The following is a 15,811-nucleotide window of genomic DNA, read 5'->3' as shown; positions in this document are numbered from 1 at the left end:
TTCATCGGGTTTGCCCGCGGCCAGTCTGCGCCGGTAGTAGCGGCGTCCTTCGGTGTCGTGGCGCAGTTGGACGATGGCCATGATGTGCAGGGCCCGGTTGATGCGCCGGTTGCACGGCTCTGGAGAGCCGGTGTCGGTTCTGGTCGCCGGACGAGGCGTCGATCGGTGCGGTGCCGTTCCATGAGGCGAAGTGGGCGCGGCTGGTCAACCGGGCGATGTCTGCGATGTCGCCGAGCAGGCGGACGGCGCCGGAGGGTCCGATGCCGGTCAGGTCCATCAGCCGGCTTCCGGTGTTGTTGACCAGGTCGGTGAGTTCCTGTTTTGCGGTTTTGATCTTCTTGTCGATGACGGCGAGTTCGCCGATCAGTTCGGAGGCCAGCCGGCGGCGGGTCTTGCCGACCACGTCGCGTGGGCGCACGGTGCCCAGCAGGGCGCGGGCCTGCTGGGCGGACAGGTCCTTCTTCGCGCCGCCGGGCACCAGTTCGAGTAGCAGGTGATGCAGCCGGGAGACCAGTTCGGTGCGGGTCCGGCCGAGTTGGTCACGGCGGTCGACGAGCAGCCGTAACGCGACTGTGGTGTCGTCGGTGACGACCTGCCGCAGACCTTCGGTGCGCAGGGCGACCACGGCGACGCTGCGGGCATCGACCGGGTCGGTTTTGCGGCCCTGGCCGGTGGCGAACACGCGGGCCCGGGCGGACAGCTTCGCGGGAACGTCCACGACGGTTTCGCCGTCGGCGACCAGGCGTTGAGCGACATGCCGGCCGTTGCCGTTGCAGCCCTCGACCGCCAAAAGGCGGTCTTTGTGCTTGCGTCCGGCGGCGAGCATGGCCTGGTAGCCGTCGCGGTCGGTGCCGAACCGGCCCTGGCCGACCGTTTTATCTCGCGCGTTGATGATTTCGATGGTGGCGGAACGCTTGTGCGGGCCTACGCCGATGATGACCTGGGCCATCGTGTCCTCCCTCGATCCGACGATGGGTCGTCGACGGGAGGGCAGCGCTACCTTGATCTGGGCAGTCTCCTCCTGAGCCTCTCACCGCCGCGGTGACCCGCGGGGCGCACGCCAGATGAGAGCCACACCAGCCTGCGGTGGGCAGCCGCGATGAGTGCGACCCCACCGGTCACCTCGACCAAGCCTGGCCGGGCTGCGGTCGTACCACCAGTCAATAGGTAGCCGCGAACAGAGCGGACCCTCGGCCGACCTGTAATCCACTGAGCAGCGGCGTGCCGCAGCACGCGGCCGGTCCTTGCGGTTCGCGCACTGCCACCTACTGGACGCGCCCTCCGACCACCCGAACCGCAAAACGCAGGCCAACAGCGAGATCACGTCATGAAGTGGACCGGATGTGGCAGAACCCAAACCGCATTCACGCTGTTCAGGGCCCGATCGTGACGCTACCGGCCGTGCGCCGACGCACGCCTTGACCGATTTGGCGCCGGTCACCCGCCACGGCGCCGATTGACCGATTCGGTCCGTCAACAACCCCGGCGCTGCGGTGCGGTGGGCTCCGGCGCTTCTCCGAGCCGAAGGCGGTGCGCAGCGGCTGGGTCATAGACCAACACTTGAATGTTCGCTCCTTGCTCAAGAGGTGGGGGCGGCATCTGCGGCAGGACCTCACACCGGTGCCGGTCCCAGGAACCCGTGCACAGCGTTGTCGGCCTCGGCGAGCACCTTCGCGACCGCGTCGGCCTTCGGCTACTCGGGAATGGTGTCGTGGACACCGTGGCGCTGCGACTGGGGCTCGGCGATGGCTTCTCGCTGGCTACTGGCCGAAAGCTCTCACCTATCGGTCGGTTTCTCGATGACTTTGGCGAGTGGACGTGGACCACGAGGCCGCCTGCGCTCACTGAAAATCCCACTGCATGGTATTGCACCAACTGATCCAAAACATGCTAGGGTTGCGGCATGGCGCGACCGAGGACCTTCGACGAGGAGCGGGCCCTAGACGCGGCGATGCGCACCTTCTGGGAGAAGGGCTACGAGGCCACTTCCACGGAAGACTTGTGTGACGCCACCGGCCTGGGCCGTAGCAGCATCTACAACACGTTCAAGAGCAAGCATGACCTGTTCGAGCGGGCGCTTGCCCGCTATATCGACCTCATGACGAGTGCTCAGCTGGCTGTTTTAGAGAACGTTGAACAGACCGGCGCCGAGCGCATCCGTGAGGTGCTCGGCATGGCGATCGAGGGCGAGACGGACAATAGGGTCGGCGGACGCAGTGTCGGCTGCCTGGGAGTGAACACCACAGTCGAGCTGGCGGGGCATGACTCAAAAGCGGCCGGGATGCTGGAGCGCGACACGTCCCGCCGCCTAGCCGCCCTTCGCGCCGCGCTGGACACCGGCAAGCGTGACGGCAGCATCACCTCGACGCGGGATTCGGGAGCCTTGGCCCGGTTCATCAATGCGGCAATCGTCGGCATGCGGGTTTCCAGCCAGGGCGGGGCCGACCGGGCAGCCCTGGAATCCATCGCCGAGATCACCATGGACGCCCTGACCCGCTGACACGCATCCACCATCGTGCATCCATGCTGGACAAATTTTGTATCAATCGGTCCATTATGCTCTCGTGAGCGTCGTTAATTGAGGAGTTTGATCGTGCCTCGTGCCGTTTACGTACTCGCGCTCGGCATCTTCGCGATGGTGACCAGTGAGTTCGTGGTCGCCGGGCTGATGCCGCAGATGGCGGAGGGACTGGACGCCACGATCCCGCAGATCGGGTACCTGATCACCGCGTTTGCAGTGGCCATGGCAGCCGGCGGGCCATTCCTGACGGTTGCGGTGATGAAGGTGCCACCGCGAACGGCGCTAATGGTGCTGTTCGGCGTCTTCCTGGCCGGCAACGTGCTGGCCGCCACCGCGACAGGCTACGCCACCATGGTGGCTGCCCGGATTATCACCGGCATCGCCTCCCAGGCATTCTTCGGCGTCGGCATCTCGCTGTGTGCCCAGCTCACCCGCCCCGAGGTTCGCGGCCGCGCGATCGCGGTCGCCATGAACGGTCTGATGCTCGGCACCCTGCTCGGCCTGCCGCTGTCCACCCTCGTCGGCGAGCGGTTTGGCTGGCGCGCTGCATTCTGGACCATCTCTGCACTCACCCTGATCGCCGCCGTGGCCACTCTGACCGGTGTACCCCGGCTGAACCGCATCGAGGGCGGCGGCTTCCGTGAGGAAATCGGCGTTTTCAGAAAGCCCAAGCTCTGGCTGGTGCTGAGCACCAGTACGCTCATCATCGGCGCCACCTTCTCCGCATTCAGCTACTTCAACCCCATCCTCACCGAAGTCACCGGCTTCTCTACCTCGCTGGTTCCCGCACTTCTGATCGCCTACGGCGCCGCGACCGTAGTCGGGAACAACATCGTCGGCCGCTTCGCCGACCGCCATACCCTGCCCGTCCTGACCGTTGGCCTCCTGCTCAACCTGCTATTCCTCACCGGCTTCGCCCTCTTCGCCGATCTGCCCGCTCCCGCCATCATCTGCATGATGGGCATCGGCCTCGTCGGCGTCACCATGAACCCCGCCATGGCTACCCGCGTCCACCGCACCGGCAACGCCGGCCCGCTGGTCAACACCGTCCACTCCTCCTTCATCACTCTCGGTATCATCCTCGGCTCCTCCATCGGGGCCGTCGTCATCGACGCCTGGGATCTGCGCGCCCCGCTCTGGCTCGGCGCCGCCATGGCCCTCCTTGGCCTGACCACCCTGCTGCCAGACCTCACGCGACGAGCTACCGGAGAGGCCACCCTCTCCGACATCCCTTATATCGACAACCGTGCCGGAACACGGGGCTCTGGCGCTGAAACGGTGGCGGGTCGGTCGTCAGCAGTCTGCCGTGGTGCCGAAGGCTGATGCCGGTGTGACTGCAACCTGATCAACGGCCTTGTTCCCTCAGATGTCTTCGCTGGTCATCGACGAGGGGTAGAGCAGAGACGGCTGTCCTGCGGGCGCCTGGCGACTGCACTCCTGATGGCGAGAATGTACGAGAGAGTCCTCTCGGCCCGGCTGGCCCTACGCCTGACTGACTTCGGGTCATCAACGCGATTTTGAGCTTCCCCCCGGTTTCCCGGACGGCTTCCGTGTGATGGTCAGGCCGCGGTTGCGGCCGGGGTGTGGTGTCGTTCGTAGTCGATCGGGGACAGGTTGCCAAGACTCGAGTGGCGTCGACGCGGGTTGTACCACGCTTCGATCCACTCGAAGATGGCGTTGGCCAGTTCCTGGCGGTCACACCCCCACAGACCCCCGAATCCAGCCAACCGTGGTGGAGCAGCGGCCGGTGCCTGGCGCGGCGAAAGCGGTGCGGCCCAGGGTGGCGGCGGCAGCAGCTGTACCCAGTCTCAGGGACAACGGTGGCATCGGGGCCGGTCCTTTCAGGTAGGCGCAAAGAGGCTGATTTGACGACTCGGACGCTGTCTCTGCGAGGCGCAGAGCGTGGACGATCCATCGGGTCGGGAACTGATGCGGGAGGTCACCGCCGAACGCTGAACGCAGCGCTGCCGCGGTCGGGGAGCAGGTATGCCCCGGCGTGCTCGGTGGAGCCCCAGTGTCTGGCCCGACTCGACGCCCAACGTTTCGTCGTGCCGGCGAAAGGTCCGCCGGTGGATGCTGGTGCCATAGGGGTCGCCGGGGCGAGGAAGGCGACGGGTGGTGGGGGTTACGAACCGCCACCCGTCGCCTTGCTTCAGGTCACCGTCCCCTCGGTCCCACCGGAATGTCACCCCGCAGCGTGATGCGGTGCATGACGCGGCGCTGGTTGCCGTAGTCCCGGTTGGCGTAGTGCGCCGTGCTGCGGTTGTCCCACATGGCCACGTCACCGGGCTGCCAACGGTGCCGCACGATGTGCTCAGGCTTCGTCAGGTGCGCGTAGAGCAGATCCAGGATCGCCCGGCTCTCATGCTCGGAGACGCCCACGATGTGTGAAGTGAAACCGGGATTGACGAAGAGGCTGCGGCGGCCGGTCTCCGGGTGCACCCGGACCACGGGATGCTCGACCGGGTTGAGCCGGGTGACCAGGTCACCGTCCCAGACGTTTCCCCGCCCGCTCCGACGCTGCGCCAGGTAGTAGCCGAACTCGCGAGTGCCGTCGTGCACGGCGGTCAGCTGATCCATGAGCTGCCGCACCGGTGCTGCCAGGGAGTTATAGGCCAGCTCCGCATCAGCCCAGTTGGTGTCGCCGCCGCTCGGGGGCAGGGTCACCGCCCTCAGGATCGAACCCAGCGGTGGGCGCTTCATGAAGGTGACATCGGTGTGCCAGACGTCAGCGAACCCGTTGTCCGCGCTGTCCAGCGCGTACACCTCCGGATGTGCCTCGTCGACACCTCCCACCACCGGGTGGGACACGGTCAGCTCGCCGATACGGCGGCCCAGGTCCACCTGGGTGTCGTCGTCGAGCCGCTGGCGGCGGAAGAACAGCACCTTGCGGTCGACCAGCGCGGCGCGCACGGCGACGATCTCGGCGTCGCTCGCGTCGGCTAGGTCGATGCCGTGCACCACCGCGCCGAAGTGCGGGCCCAGCGGCTCAAGCGTAAGGTCGACAAGGGTTGAGGTCATCAGTGGTCTCCAATCGAACACAAGGGGCCGGGGCCCGGGATTGTCAGGCGGCTGCCGCGCGCACGGCGTGGCCAATTTGGGCGCGCAGCGCGGCGTACTCGGGCAGGCCGCGCAACTCGTCCGGCGTGATTCCGGACCGGGGCAGGTTGACCGATAGGTCCAGGACGATGCGGCCCGGCCGAGGGCTGAGCACGACGATCCGGCTGCCGAGGAAGACGGCCTCGTCGACGCTGTGGGTGACGAACACGCAGGTACGGCCGGTTTCGTAGCTGACCCGGCGCAGGTCCTCCTGCAGGCGCTCGCGGGTCAGCGCGTCGAGGGCCGCGAACGGCTCGTCGAGCAGCAGGAGCGGGTTGTCCACGGCTATCGCCCGGGCGATAGCGACACGTTGCTGCTGCCCGCCGGAGATCTGCCAGACCCGGCGGTCGGCCACGTCGTGCAGGCCCACGCTGGCCAGCAACTCGGCCACTCGGGTCCGGCGCGCCTGGGCCGGGACGGCGGCGTACCGGAGGGCGAGCTCGATGTTGCCGGCCACCGTCCGCCATGGCAGCAGCCGTGGCTGCTGGAACACCATGCCGGCGCCGCGGCCCGGGCGGGGTGGGGTGCTGCCGGTTCTCACCGCGCCGGTCGTCGGTTTCTCGAAGCCGGCGATGAGCCGCAGCAGCGTGCTCTTGCCGCAGCCGGAGGCCCCGACCAGCACCAGGAACTCGCCGGCCGGCACGGTCAGGGTGATCGTGCCGACAGCGACCACGTTGCCGTAGGAGTGTTGGACGTCGGCCAACGCGACGGCGGCGGGTTCAACTGAGGGCACCGGGCAGCCCCTTGACGTAGATCGCCTTCTGGACCGTCGCGAGGTCCGGCACCGCGTCGATCTTCTGCTGGCTCTTCAGGAACTCGGCGGCGCTGATCAGTTTCTCGGCGAGCCGGCCCACGTTCGCCTCGGTGCCGAGCCACTCGTCGGTGACCAGATCGGCGGGACGCAGGAAGACCCCCTGGCTCAGCTGCCGCTGCGCGTCGGCGGGACTGATGTTGAGTTCGGCGCCGACGGCGGCCGCCGCATTGGCCGGCTCGGCGGCGATGAGGTCGAGGGCTTGGGCCTCCGCCTTACGCCAGGCGTCCACCGCTTCGGGGTGCGCTTCAGCGAATGCGGTGGAGACCACGCCCAGATCGAGGGTCGGCTTGCCCGCGGCCGCCAACTCGCGACTGCTGACCAGGACCCGCCCGTCTTTCTTCAGATCGTCGAGGGATGGCAACCAGGTGTATGCGGCGTCCAGGTCACCTCGGCTCCATGCGGCGACAATGTCCTGCGGCTCGAGGTCGACCAGCGTCACCTCGGACTCCTTGATCCCGGCCCGGTCGAGCGCGGCTAGCAGGCTGTAGTGCGAGGTCGATGCGAAGGCGGTGCCGATCTTCTTGCCACGCAACCCTTCCACCGATGTGACGCCGGAGGTGTTGCGGGCCACCAGGGCCTCGTTGTCGCCGGCCACGTCCAGCACGAACGCCACCTGGTACGGGATGTGTAGCGGCGCCGAAAGTCCCCGCGCCACCGGGCTGGACCCGATGGCCGCGATGTCGATGCTCTTGGCGACGAAGGCCGTGTTGATGCTCGCGCCGGAGTCAAACTTGGTCCAGGTGATCTCGTAGTCGGGGAGCGACTTTTCCAGCAGGCGCTGGTTCTTGACGATCAGGTCGCCGCTGGGAAAGGCCTGGTAGGCGATCCGGATGGTTTTCTTGGCAGGATCGGCGTTTCCGCTGGCGGCACCGTTGCCGCAGCCGGTCGTCGCGGCGAGCAGTGCGACGGCGAGGATGGGGAGAAGTTTCTTCACAATGGTCCTTCTGGGTCAGGCGGTGTATCCCCGCCAAGGGATGAGCAGGTTCTCGGCCGCCCGCAGCAGGGCGTCGATCAGCAGGCCGGACAGGCCGATGGCGAAGAGGCCGAGGACGACCACGTCGGTCTGGGAATAGCGCTGGGCGTCGCGGATCATGCCGCCGATGCCTGGAACACCGTTGATGGTTTCGGCCGCCACCACCGAGGAGTAGGCCACACCGACGGCGAGCCGGATGCCGGTGAAGATCTCCGGCAATGCGCTCGGTAGCACGACGTCACGGATCGCCGCCCAGCGGCTGGCGCCCAGCGCCCGGACTGCCTCGATCAGACCGACGGGCGCGGCGTGCACCGCCGCGGCCGTGGCCACAGCGACGGGAGGCAACGCGGCGATCGCGAGCAGCCACAGCTTCGGCGTCTCATCGATGCCGAACCAGATGATGAAGAGACTGAAGTAGGCCAGCGGCGGCAACGCTCGAATGAACGTGACCACCGGCTCGACCACGACCCGGATCCCGGACACCGTGCCGAGCACCAGGCCGAGCAGCAGACCGCCAGCGACGCCGATTGCGGAGCCGATGAGGATCCGCCTCAGGCTGACGCCCAGGTGCTCGACGAGCAGGTGGCCGCTGTAGCCGCGAATCCCCCCATGCACCGTGGAGGTCTGGATCAACTGGTGCCACACCGCGACCGGCGGTGGGATAAAAGTTGGATTCCGCAGGACGCGGGCGGTGAGTTCCCACAGAACAGTCAGAACGATGAGCGCCAGAACCCGGAGCAGGACGCGACGGCGCAGCCCGGAACCACGGGACGGCGCTACCCGTTCCGGACCTGCCGGCACCGTGGGTGTCGTCGCCTCAGGAAGGTCAATGGAGGTGGTCACGACTCACCCCAGGTGGGCCGGCCTGGCAGCAGCCGGCGCAGGCGGCTGTGGACGAGGATCATGTCGGGTCCTTGGGGTCGACGATGGGTGGGCGGCCGAACGCGCCACCGGACGTGATGCCGGGACGACGGGGATAGGGCGACAGGGCGCAGCGCCGGTCGGTCGCGCCTTCATGGGGGCGGGTGGCGACGGCCGGCACCGAGGCTCTGCTAATACACGGAGGGAGGGCTTCCCCTCGCGGCAGTACGGGCTGCCGCCGATCGGGGCGCGGCGCTGGCGTTCCCGCAATGTAGGCAGGCGTCAGGCGCAGTGGCTTGCTGGCGCCGCCGGCCTCAACAGGCGCTGCTGCACACCCGGAGGAAGTCGACGAAGCGGCGCCGAATCAGACGCGTGCTCCGGTTCATGACCGTAACGGTAGCCACCAACTTCTCGTCCAGTCACCAGAAATGTGACCGCGCTCACGCATATTTCCCATAGGTTAGGAGGGTTATCGTACAGTCGCGTCCCACCAGGTGCTTCACCCCCACAGTGGACTGCTGCTGCGGCCGACACAGATCATCGCCGGAAGCCGACCGGGTCGGCGAGGTCCCGATCGAGGTCCGGATCCTCGTGCACCTCCTCGAATTCGTCCGCGATCACCCACCGGTCACCGAGCTCGGCGCGCAGCTGGTCGAGCGCCCGCCGAACGGCCGCGTTGAAGGCCTGGCACTCCGGCTCGCGCCAAGGCCCTGGGTCAGACGGATAGTCCCAGTGCAGTGATGTGTCGTACCACTCGGCCAACTGGGTCAGCTCATCCCGAAGGGCCGCGCTGATAGTTCGACAACGACGGCTGGACGATCCGCTCCGCCGACGGCTCCCGCACCGCCCACTCCGAACACACAGTCGCCATCACGGCTTCCGGCCCCCAGGTCCTGACCCGCCGCCCCACTCACGGCGCCACCTCGGCCGATCCCACCAAAAAGCCCGCCACAGCCTCCTGACCCACTACCCGCCTTGGGGCGTGACTCAGGGTATTCCGGCACGCTCGGCAAGGTCGCCAACTGCCAGATCGCCGTCAGTGTCCACGGCGACCGACGCCGGCCTCTGCGGTGCTGAACTGGCGGCTGTTCGTGCCGGCGTCCTGGGACGACACCTGCGACGAGTTGGCCGAGTGGGGTCTGCGCCCGGAGTCGGCCCCCATCCCACACCGAAGTACCCGCAGCCGGCCCGCAGCCTGAAGGACCTGGCCCTCGCCTATGGCGCCGACGCGACACGTCTGGTGCGCTGGCGGGCCCGGCTGCCCGCACGCGACCCCGCCCCGCACCGGCCCGCCAGCGAACTGGCCGGGCACTTCCTCGCCCTGCGAGTGCGACCCGCCGGCCGGGCCATCTAACGCGGACCCCACCGCGGCGACGACGGCGTCCTGCCCGAATGCTGCCTACTCGTGCAATGCCCCCCGACCAGGACGAACCCACCGACTACTGGCTGTCCGACCTACCCGCCGACACGCCACTGACCGAACTGGTCCACCTGGCCAAAAGCCGCTGGCGCGTCGAGCACGACTACCGCGAACTCAAGACCGCCCTCGGACTCGACCACTTCGAAGGCCGCTCCTGGATCGGCTGGCACCGCCACGTCACCCTCACCGCAGCCGCCCAACTGGCTCTTGCGCTCTTCCAGGCATCCCTGGCGTCTGACGCCCTCCGAGGCGGAACGGCGCGACCCCTGGTGGCGGTGGTGTGCCCAGGCGCCGTCGAGGTCCGCGGGCATGAGTTCTCCGTCGCGGGTGAGGGCGGGCGCGGGGACGATAACCCTCCTAGCCTATGGCAAACATAGGTGAGCGTGGCCACAGCTCTGCTGACTAGACGATGAGCGGCGGGCTACCGTCCCACCATGAATCGGAGCACGCGTCTGATCCGGCGTCGCTTCGTCGACTTCCTCCGGGTGTGCAGCTGCGCCTGTTGAGGCCGACGGCGTCAGCAAACGACGGCACGTCTGACCCTGTCCCCTAACCCTGATCGCCACCGGCGAGACCTCGGAGAGCTGATCGAGCGCCCGGCCACCGACGCCCAACGGTGGCCGGGCAACCTCCGAAGGGGATCCACCCACTCCAATCTGACCCCTTCCATGCTCACGGCGCAGGTCAGGGCCACTCTCGCCAGCTTGACACCGCTTCAGACGGACCTCGCGTCTGAGGTCTTCCCCCAGGGGTCGCTCATGCGTAACCGCTACCCGCTGCGGATCCGCTTCTGCGGCTACAGGCCAGCATCACCACCCGCGACGACCGGCTCCCCGGATGGCTCCATGACCACGGCGTCCCCACCGCCGACCAGATCGCCGTCGCCCTGATCCTGTCGCCGGACTTCGGCCAACGGGGACACGGATGGCCACGCCAGGACGATGCCCGCCTTATCGATCTGCGCCGCGCCGACACCGACCACGACGACGAGGCGACCCACCATGCAATGCCGGTCTCGGGTGGGCAGGTTGCCTGATGGTCCGGGCCAGGTGCGCGGCACGGGCTGTGGCGACAGTCCCGGTGGCGTACGCGCGTACTCACGCCAGCGACCTCGTTGACCGGCTCCGGGAGCGGCGCACGTCTTCACTTCGCCAGTCTCGTGAGTTGCTCGTCATGACCGAGGACGCCGTAGCCTCGGGCGGTCCCGACGGCATCCCCGTCCCACTGCCCGTCTGGGCTGTCTGACCGGTGACTCTCCGGCGCGACGCGACAACGGCACGCCAAGAGTCGCTGCCCGCCTCAGCCTGAATCCACCGGTGGTTGGTGAAGGGGCGCGTTGACCCATGTTTATTGACCGCTGTTAATTGGTAGGGGTGGCGGGCAGGTCAGGCTGGCCAGCCTGCCCGGCTTGCTCCGTGGTCTTGGTCGTGGTGGTCGGGTTGGCGTGGTCAGCTAACCGGCGCGGGCAAGCCCGCGGGTGCGGTTCAGTGCGGGAAGAAGCGCGTCTGGGCGGGGCAGGTGCCGGGTAGGTGCAGATGGCGTCAGCGGGCGGTCCATCGAGGGAGGTTTTGGGTGATAGTGCTGAGCATGCCAATTTGCCCGTTCCACCCCGATATGATTGTCTTGTTACGTAGGCTCGTGCCTGGTCTTCGGCGCGCACCAGCACCAGGCCGCCGGCGCACCTCGGGAACGGAGGCGGATTTCAGTGGTCGCGGTGAGCGAATCGACGCGGGTGACAACGGCCGCGCAACTGATGGAGGCGATCCAGCAGCGGATACCGACCATCCAGGTCGACGGCCAGGTGCGCGGAATGCCGATGATCACGCTCTCGCCCGGCGTGCGGTTGTGTGGCGGCACGCTGGAGTTCGGCGGCAAGGGCGTTCGGCTGACCCGGGACAATGTGTTGGAGGACGTCACAATCCGGGTCCCGGAGCACGAGGCTGCGATAGTCAACGACACCTCGATCGCCGATCTCGGTACGGTGCGGCTGGCCGGCGTCCGTACCAGCGGGCAGGTGCTGCTCGTGGCCCGTGACGCCGTGCGATCCGGGCACATTCACGTGGACGGGCTCGCGGTGGAGGCCGCCGATGTGCGGGGTCGGGTCGATCGTCCGCATGGCTTCGGCGTCGACGCGTTACAGGGCGGCTTCACGCTCTGGAACCAGCAGCCCGACCCGGCCGCGGAAATCACCGCTGAGCTGCTCGACCTGACCATCGGCAGGGCGCAGCACCCGGTGCGCGGCAGCGGCGTGTTCGTCGGCGGGCATGGCGACTGGACCGGAGCCTCGGATGGCGGCACGGTCCGAGTGACGACGTTGCGGACGGGAGAGATCCACGTCGACGGCGGCATCCCGGACGACACTCCTGACCTGATCAGTGGCGGAGTCTTCGTCATCTCCGGCGCGGTGGTCGAGCATGTGCTCAACGCCGGCGCGGTCACCACGTACGGCCCGAACGACATGGTGCTGGACAACTGGGGCAGCGTGCGCCACTGGGAGGCGGTCGCTCCGATAACATCGTACGGGCCCAGCGGAATCGGGTTCGTCAATTTCGCCGACCTCGACCGCCTCGACGTGCGGGCGCCGGTCGTCACCCACGGCACCGGAGCACGCGGTTTCAACCTCTACGCTGGCTCACTGCGACACGCGTCGTTCGACAGCATCGCCACCACCGGGAACGGCGCGATCGGCATTCAGGTCAGCAGACAGCTACCGGTACTGGAGGTACGCGGCGACCTGACCACCGGCGGCGGCACCGGCACCAGCCTGGTCCAGGGAGTCCAGACCCAGCTGACAGCCATCGCCCTGAGCATCAAGTCCGGCGGAAGTATCGGCCAAGCCACGGTCGGCGGCCGGATCGCCACCCGCGGCGACAACCTCGTCACCGTGGACGTGGACGGCGAACTGGGCCGCCTGATCGCAGCCGGCGGCATCCACGCAGACGGGAGCGGCTCCGATGCGGTCCGCATCCAAGGCCAGGGACCGGACCTCAACGGCGTCAACATCACCGCCGCCGATGGCCGGACCGTCGTCCGTCAACCGCGGCGGTAGCGCGATGAGGCGGCCGGGTCATCGACCAACACCACGTCACCGGGAGGCGGCTACCCTGCTGCTGCGGCCCGACGGCGCCGGGCGGCGCCCTGGACCACGGTCGGAACCGCAGCGAGGCCACCGCGTAGACGATGCTCACCTGCCCGGCAGCCCTGGGCAGCAGCACCAGCGATCCGGCGCCGGAAGCGCCTTGGACCGGGAGACGTGACGTCATCGGCCGACGTCGGATCCGACGGGAGCCGGCGGGCATCCCAGCGAAACCCGATCAGCGCACCTGCCTTGACTTCCTCCATCACCCCGAAGGACGAGGACTCTTTCCGCGCCGCACGTGGAACGCGCAGCGCCCGGCGTCAAAATCATCTCCTCATCCTCGTCGCAGTAGAGGGCACGGGAGGAGACCGCGGTGGAGTCGGCCAGGGCGAGCGGGCACGCGGGCATAGTCAGCCAGGTGCCGACGATGTACAGCAGTTGATCCGCGGGTTCGGCGGCGGCGAACTCGTCGTAGGCCATCGAGAGAGCCAGACCGTTGTCCGAGGCCTCGGTGAGGCCACCCGCGGTGAGCAGTTCGATGGTCAGGCGGGCAGGGTCCTCGTCCTGGCCGGACGACTTGGCGATCCGACGAAGCTCGCGTACGCCGAGACCGCCCGTCTTGAGCAGGGGCACATGGCCGCCGCACATGGTTCCGGCGATCGCGGTGATCGCGGCGAGGGTCTCCGAGGCGACGGCTGGGGCCTCCCCCGTTCGGCATCCTCTAGTGCTTTGACCACAAACGTTGGCCGGGTTGGTCATGCGGCTCGGGTGGCGGGCTGGCCCCAGCGGCGTTGTCGTTCGCTGCGGATTTTGGCGCGGTGGCGGCGTTGGGCGGTCAGGACGTCGGGGTGGCGGGCGTTGGCGTTGCGCCAGCGCAGGTAGGCGTGCAGGTTGCGGGCCAGGACGGCGTGGTTGGGGTGATCGGAGCCGGCGATGACGAAGGTGCGTAGCGGCCCGAAGTGCGCCTCGATCGGGTTTGCCCAGGAGGCGTAGGTCGGGGTGAAGCACAGCTCGACCTTGTTCCGCACCGCCCAGTGCCGGATCTTGAACCCCTTATGGGCCGACAGGTTGTCCAGGATGACGTAGATCGGTGCGCCGTCCGGGCGGGCTGCCCGGATCGACTTCAACGCGGCCAGGGTGTTCGCCGCGGACTTGCGGGTGCGGATGACGCCCCACAACTGGTCGTCGCCGATCGAGTAGCAGCCATGGAAATGCCGCACACCGTGCAGCTTGTGGTAGTTCGCCGGCAGCCTGCGCGGACGGCCCTTCGGCGCCCAGCCCGCGCCGCCATGCGGCCGGACCGTGAGCGGCCCGAACTCGTCGAAGGCGAAGTACGGTGCGGGAACTGTTCGATCACGTGCTCGATGCGGGCCAGCTTCGCCTCGCGGTCGGGGTCGGTGGACTCCTTCCACGTCTTGGTGCGCTGGAAGGTGATCTCGTGTTTGCGCAGTAGTTGCCGCAGCCGCTCCCGGCCGACGACCACCCGTCGCTCCGGGTTGTGGGCCAGGTACTCGGCGAGCTTGCGCACGCTCCAGCAGGTGAACGGCCGCCCCAGCTTCGCGGGACGGGTGTTGGCCGTCGCGACGATGAACGTCTCGTCGTCGCTACTGATCCGGCGGGGACGGCCACCCGCCCACTGAGGGTCCAGGCTGGCCATGCCCATCTCGTTGAACCGGTGGATCACCTGCCGGACGGAGTCCTCATCGGCCTGCACCAGCCGGGCGATGACCGGCACGCTGTTCCCACCAGCCGACGCGAGCACGACCATCGCCCGCCGCAGCCGCACGGCCGAGCCCGTGCCCCGACGCACCAGCCGCTGCAGCCGCTGCCCCTCTTGATCACTTAATCGACGTACCCGAACCGGCTCTGCCACCCCGACAGCCTGACGCCGCAACCCCAGCCCGACCCGCCACCCAAGCCCGGCGTGTCACCAACACCGCGAACGTTTGTGGTCAGAGCACTAGCACAGGGCGCGTCCCACCGCGTCCGAAGCACTGATCGTCCCGCAACTCGGCGTCGATCGTTCGCCTGCGACAGGTCGCGCAGCCTCGCGTTGATGCACCTTCGTTCCTCCTCCTGTACACGATCCAACGGATCTCGGTTGGGGAAAGTCAGGAACGGGATGAACTGCTCCCGGCTCGAGCACCACAGCCTGATGATCGCCGGCTACTTTGCCGGATACTTTGCCGCTCCACGTCTGCTCGAATCGGCGAAGCACCGTTCAGCTGCGTCGGCGGTGGGTGCGGTGTTGACCTCGCGCAGGGCATTGGTGATCTGGCTCCAACGTGCCTTGGACGTCCGGCGGGCGCTGGGCCCACCGTCTGACGAGGTGTGGTTGGGCGGTCAGGCGGTGATCCGCTCGCGGTGCGGCTCGCTGATCATCGTCATCATGTGGGCAGTCCACGACCACCGAGGTGCCGTCGCGCTTGAGGACCTGCTCACGGGTGTTGCAGCTGCCGCTGACGGTGATCCAGTGCGGAAACAGTCCCGGGAGTAAACAGGCGGTCGAAGTCTGCGCCGCGACCCTCCCGCAGTCGATCCAGCGGCGGAATTCTCCGCGCGATTGGGAACTGTGCCCATCGGGCCGTTGACCTTGGTGGCGAGCACGACGTCGTCGCGGCGGCCGCACAGGGCCTTGCCCGCGATCCGTTCTGTCTCGCCGCCATAGACGTCGGCGGTGTCGATGAAGTTGATACCGGCGTCGAGGCCTTGGTGGATGATTCGGATGCAGTCGTCGTGGTCGGGGTTGCCGTTCGGGCCGAACAGCATGGTGCCCAGACAGCAAGGGCGGACCTGGATGCCGGTGCGGGCCCAGGGGACCGTACGCATGAACGGCGCCTTCTCAAGGCCGGGGAGCTGGCAACGGGACGAGGCCGCCGGGCTGGGCGCCCCGCCCCGTTGCCGGAGGGCGAGGATCAGGCGTTGGCGTACTGGGCGGCGACGTCGAGGATCCATGTGATGCCGAAGCGGTCGGTCAGCATCCCGAACGCCGGCGCCCACTGCACCGGGCCGTACGCCTCGACGACGGTGGCGCCATCGGCCAG

At 68.0% G+C, this 15,811-nt stretch carries 12 protein-coding genes and 4 pseudogenes; 5 read left to right on the top strand and 11 right to left on the bottom strand.

What is annotated here, in order from left to right; translation table 11 throughout:
* Position 1: 1 nt before the first annotated feature.
* Positions 2–949 carry an IS110 family transposase gene (locus ACVCAH_RS32510; RefSeq protein ID WP_447140068.1) on the bottom strand — a complete coding sequence of 316 codons (948 nt, stop codon included), beginning with the start codon at positions 947–949 and terminating at the stop codon, positions 2–4.
* A gap of 954 nt (positions 950–1,903) precedes the next feature.
* Between ACVCAH_RS32510 and ACVCAH_RS32505 the strand changes: the two genes are divergently transcribed.
* Positions 1,904–2,500 carry a TetR/AcrR family transcriptional regulator gene (locus tag ACVCAH_RS32505; RefSeq protein ID WP_447140067.1) on the top strand — a complete coding sequence of 199 codons (597 nt, stop codon included), beginning with the start codon at positions 1,904–1,906 and terminating at the stop codon, positions 2,498–2,500.
* Positions 2,501–2,593: 93 nt separating this feature from the next.
* Positions 2,594–3,844 (top strand): MFS transporter, encoded by a 1,251-nt coding sequence (locus ACVCAH_RS32500; protein WP_447140066.1) that lies wholly within the window; start codon positions 2,594–2,596, stop codon positions 3,842–3,844.
* 236 nt (positions 3,845–4,080) lie between these two features.
* On the opposite strand, the gene ACVCAH_RS32495 is transcribed toward ACVCAH_RS32500, so the two are convergent.
* From ACVCAH_RS32495 to ACVCAH_RS32470, 6 genes are all read right to left on the bottom strand, one after another.
* Complete coding sequence (locus tag ACVCAH_RS32495) at positions 4,081–4,248, bottom strand: IS3 family transposase (protein ID WP_447140065.1); 168 nt, start codon at positions 4,246–4,248, stop codon at positions 4,081–4,083.
* 430 nt (positions 4,249–4,678) lie between these two features.
* Positions 4,679–5,542 (bottom strand): TauD/TfdA dioxygenase family protein, encoded by an 864-nt coding sequence (locus tag ACVCAH_RS32490; RefSeq protein WP_447140064.1) that lies wholly within the window; start codon positions 5,540–5,542, stop codon positions 4,679–4,681.
* 43 nt (positions 5,543–5,585) lie between these two features.
* A complete protein-coding gene (locus tag ACVCAH_RS32485) occupies positions 5,586–6,353 on the bottom strand; it encodes an ABC transporter ATP-binding protein (RefSeq protein ID WP_447140063.1) in 768 nt (255 codons plus the stop codon).
* Positions 6,340–7,368: a taurine ABC transporter substrate-binding protein gene (locus tag ACVCAH_RS32480; protein WP_447140062.1), complete on the bottom strand. Its 1,029-nt coding sequence runs from the start codon at positions 7,366–7,368 to the stop codon at positions 6,340–6,342. The genes ACVCAH_RS32485 and ACVCAH_RS32480 overlap by 14 nt, the downstream gene beginning before the upstream one ends.
* A 15-nt stretch (positions 7,369–7,383) precedes the next feature.
* Positions 7,384–8,250: an ABC transporter permease gene (locus tag ACVCAH_RS32475; RefSeq protein WP_447140061.1), complete on the bottom strand. Its 867-nt coding sequence runs from the start codon at positions 8,248–8,250 to the stop codon at positions 7,384–7,386.
* Positions 8,251–8,805: 555 nt separating this feature from the next.
* A complete protein-coding gene (locus ACVCAH_RS32470; protein ID WP_447140060.1) occupies positions 8,806–9,030 on the bottom strand; it encodes a hypothetical protein in 225 nt (74 codons plus the stop codon).
* 35 nt (positions 9,031–9,065) lie between these two features.
* Here ACVCAH_RS32470 and ACVCAH_RS32465 point away from each other — a divergent pair.
* Positions 9,066–9,230 (top strand): annotated as a pseudogene (locus ACVCAH_RS32465) (type I methionyl aminopeptidase); the annotation flags it as partial.
* Between the two features lie 31 nt (positions 9,231–9,261).
* Positions 9,262–9,897: pseudogene (locus tag ACVCAH_RS32460) on the top strand (transposase); the annotation flags it as partial.
* 587 nt (positions 9,898–10,484) lie between these two features.
* Here the strand turns inward: ACVCAH_RS32460 and ACVCAH_RS32455 are convergent.
* Entirely contained in the window at positions 10,485–10,748 is a 264-nt protein-coding gene (locus tag ACVCAH_RS32455; RefSeq protein WP_447140059.1) for a hypothetical protein, read from the bottom strand.
* A 645-nt stretch (positions 10,749–11,393) separates the two neighbouring features.
* Between ACVCAH_RS32455 and ACVCAH_RS32450 the strand changes: the two genes are divergently transcribed.
* Positions 11,394–12,737, top strand: coding sequence for a hypothetical protein (locus ACVCAH_RS32450; protein WP_447140058.1), 1,344 nt, complete (start codon positions 11,394–11,396; stop codon positions 12,735–12,737).
* Positions 12,738–12,947: 210 nt separating this feature from the next.
* Here the strand turns inward: ACVCAH_RS32450 and ACVCAH_RS32445 are convergent, their stop codons facing one another.
* The 3 genes and pseudogenes from ACVCAH_RS32445 to ACVCAH_RS32435 form a co-directional block, all read right to left on the bottom strand.
* On the bottom strand, positions 12,948–13,526 hold the full coding sequence (locus ACVCAH_RS32445; RefSeq protein WP_447140057.1) for a hypothetical protein: 579 nt from the start codon (positions 13,524–13,526) through the stop codon (positions 12,948–12,950).
* Positions 13,523–14,640, bottom strand: a pseudogene (locus ACVCAH_RS32440) (IS630 family transposase). Before ACVCAH_RS32440 ends, ACVCAH_RS32445 begins: the two are co-directional and overlap by 4 nt.
* Positions 14,641–15,380: 740 nt before the next feature.
* A pseudogene (locus ACVCAH_RS32435) lies at positions 15,381–15,536 on the bottom strand (aldo/keto reductase); the annotation flags it as partial.
* Positions 15,537–15,811 lie beyond the last annotated feature (275 nt).

It is taken from the genome of Micromonospora sp. LZ34 (assembly GCF_052981855.1).
Note: the sequence above shows the minus strand (reverse complement) of the source record. Positions and strands in the feature narration are given on the sequence as shown.

Bases quoted from the DNA above. Each gene is read 5' to 3' on its own strand.
- ACVCAH_RS32510 (WP_447140068.1), bottom strand. From the start codon at position 949: ATGGCCCAGGTCATCATCGGCGTAGGCCCGCACAAGCGTTCCGCCACC.
- ACVCAH_RS32505 (WP_447140067.1), top strand. From the start codon at position 1,904: ATGGCGCGACCGAGGACCTTCGACGAGGAGCGGGCCCTAGACGCGGCG.
- ACVCAH_RS32490 (WP_447140064.1), bottom strand. From the start codon at position 5,542: ATGACCTCAACCCTTGTCGACCTTACGCTTGAGCCGCTGGGCCCGCAC.
- ACVCAH_RS32445 (WP_447140057.1), bottom strand. From the start codon at position 13,526: ATGACCAACCCGGCCAACGTTTGTGGTCAAAGCACTAGAGGATGCCGA.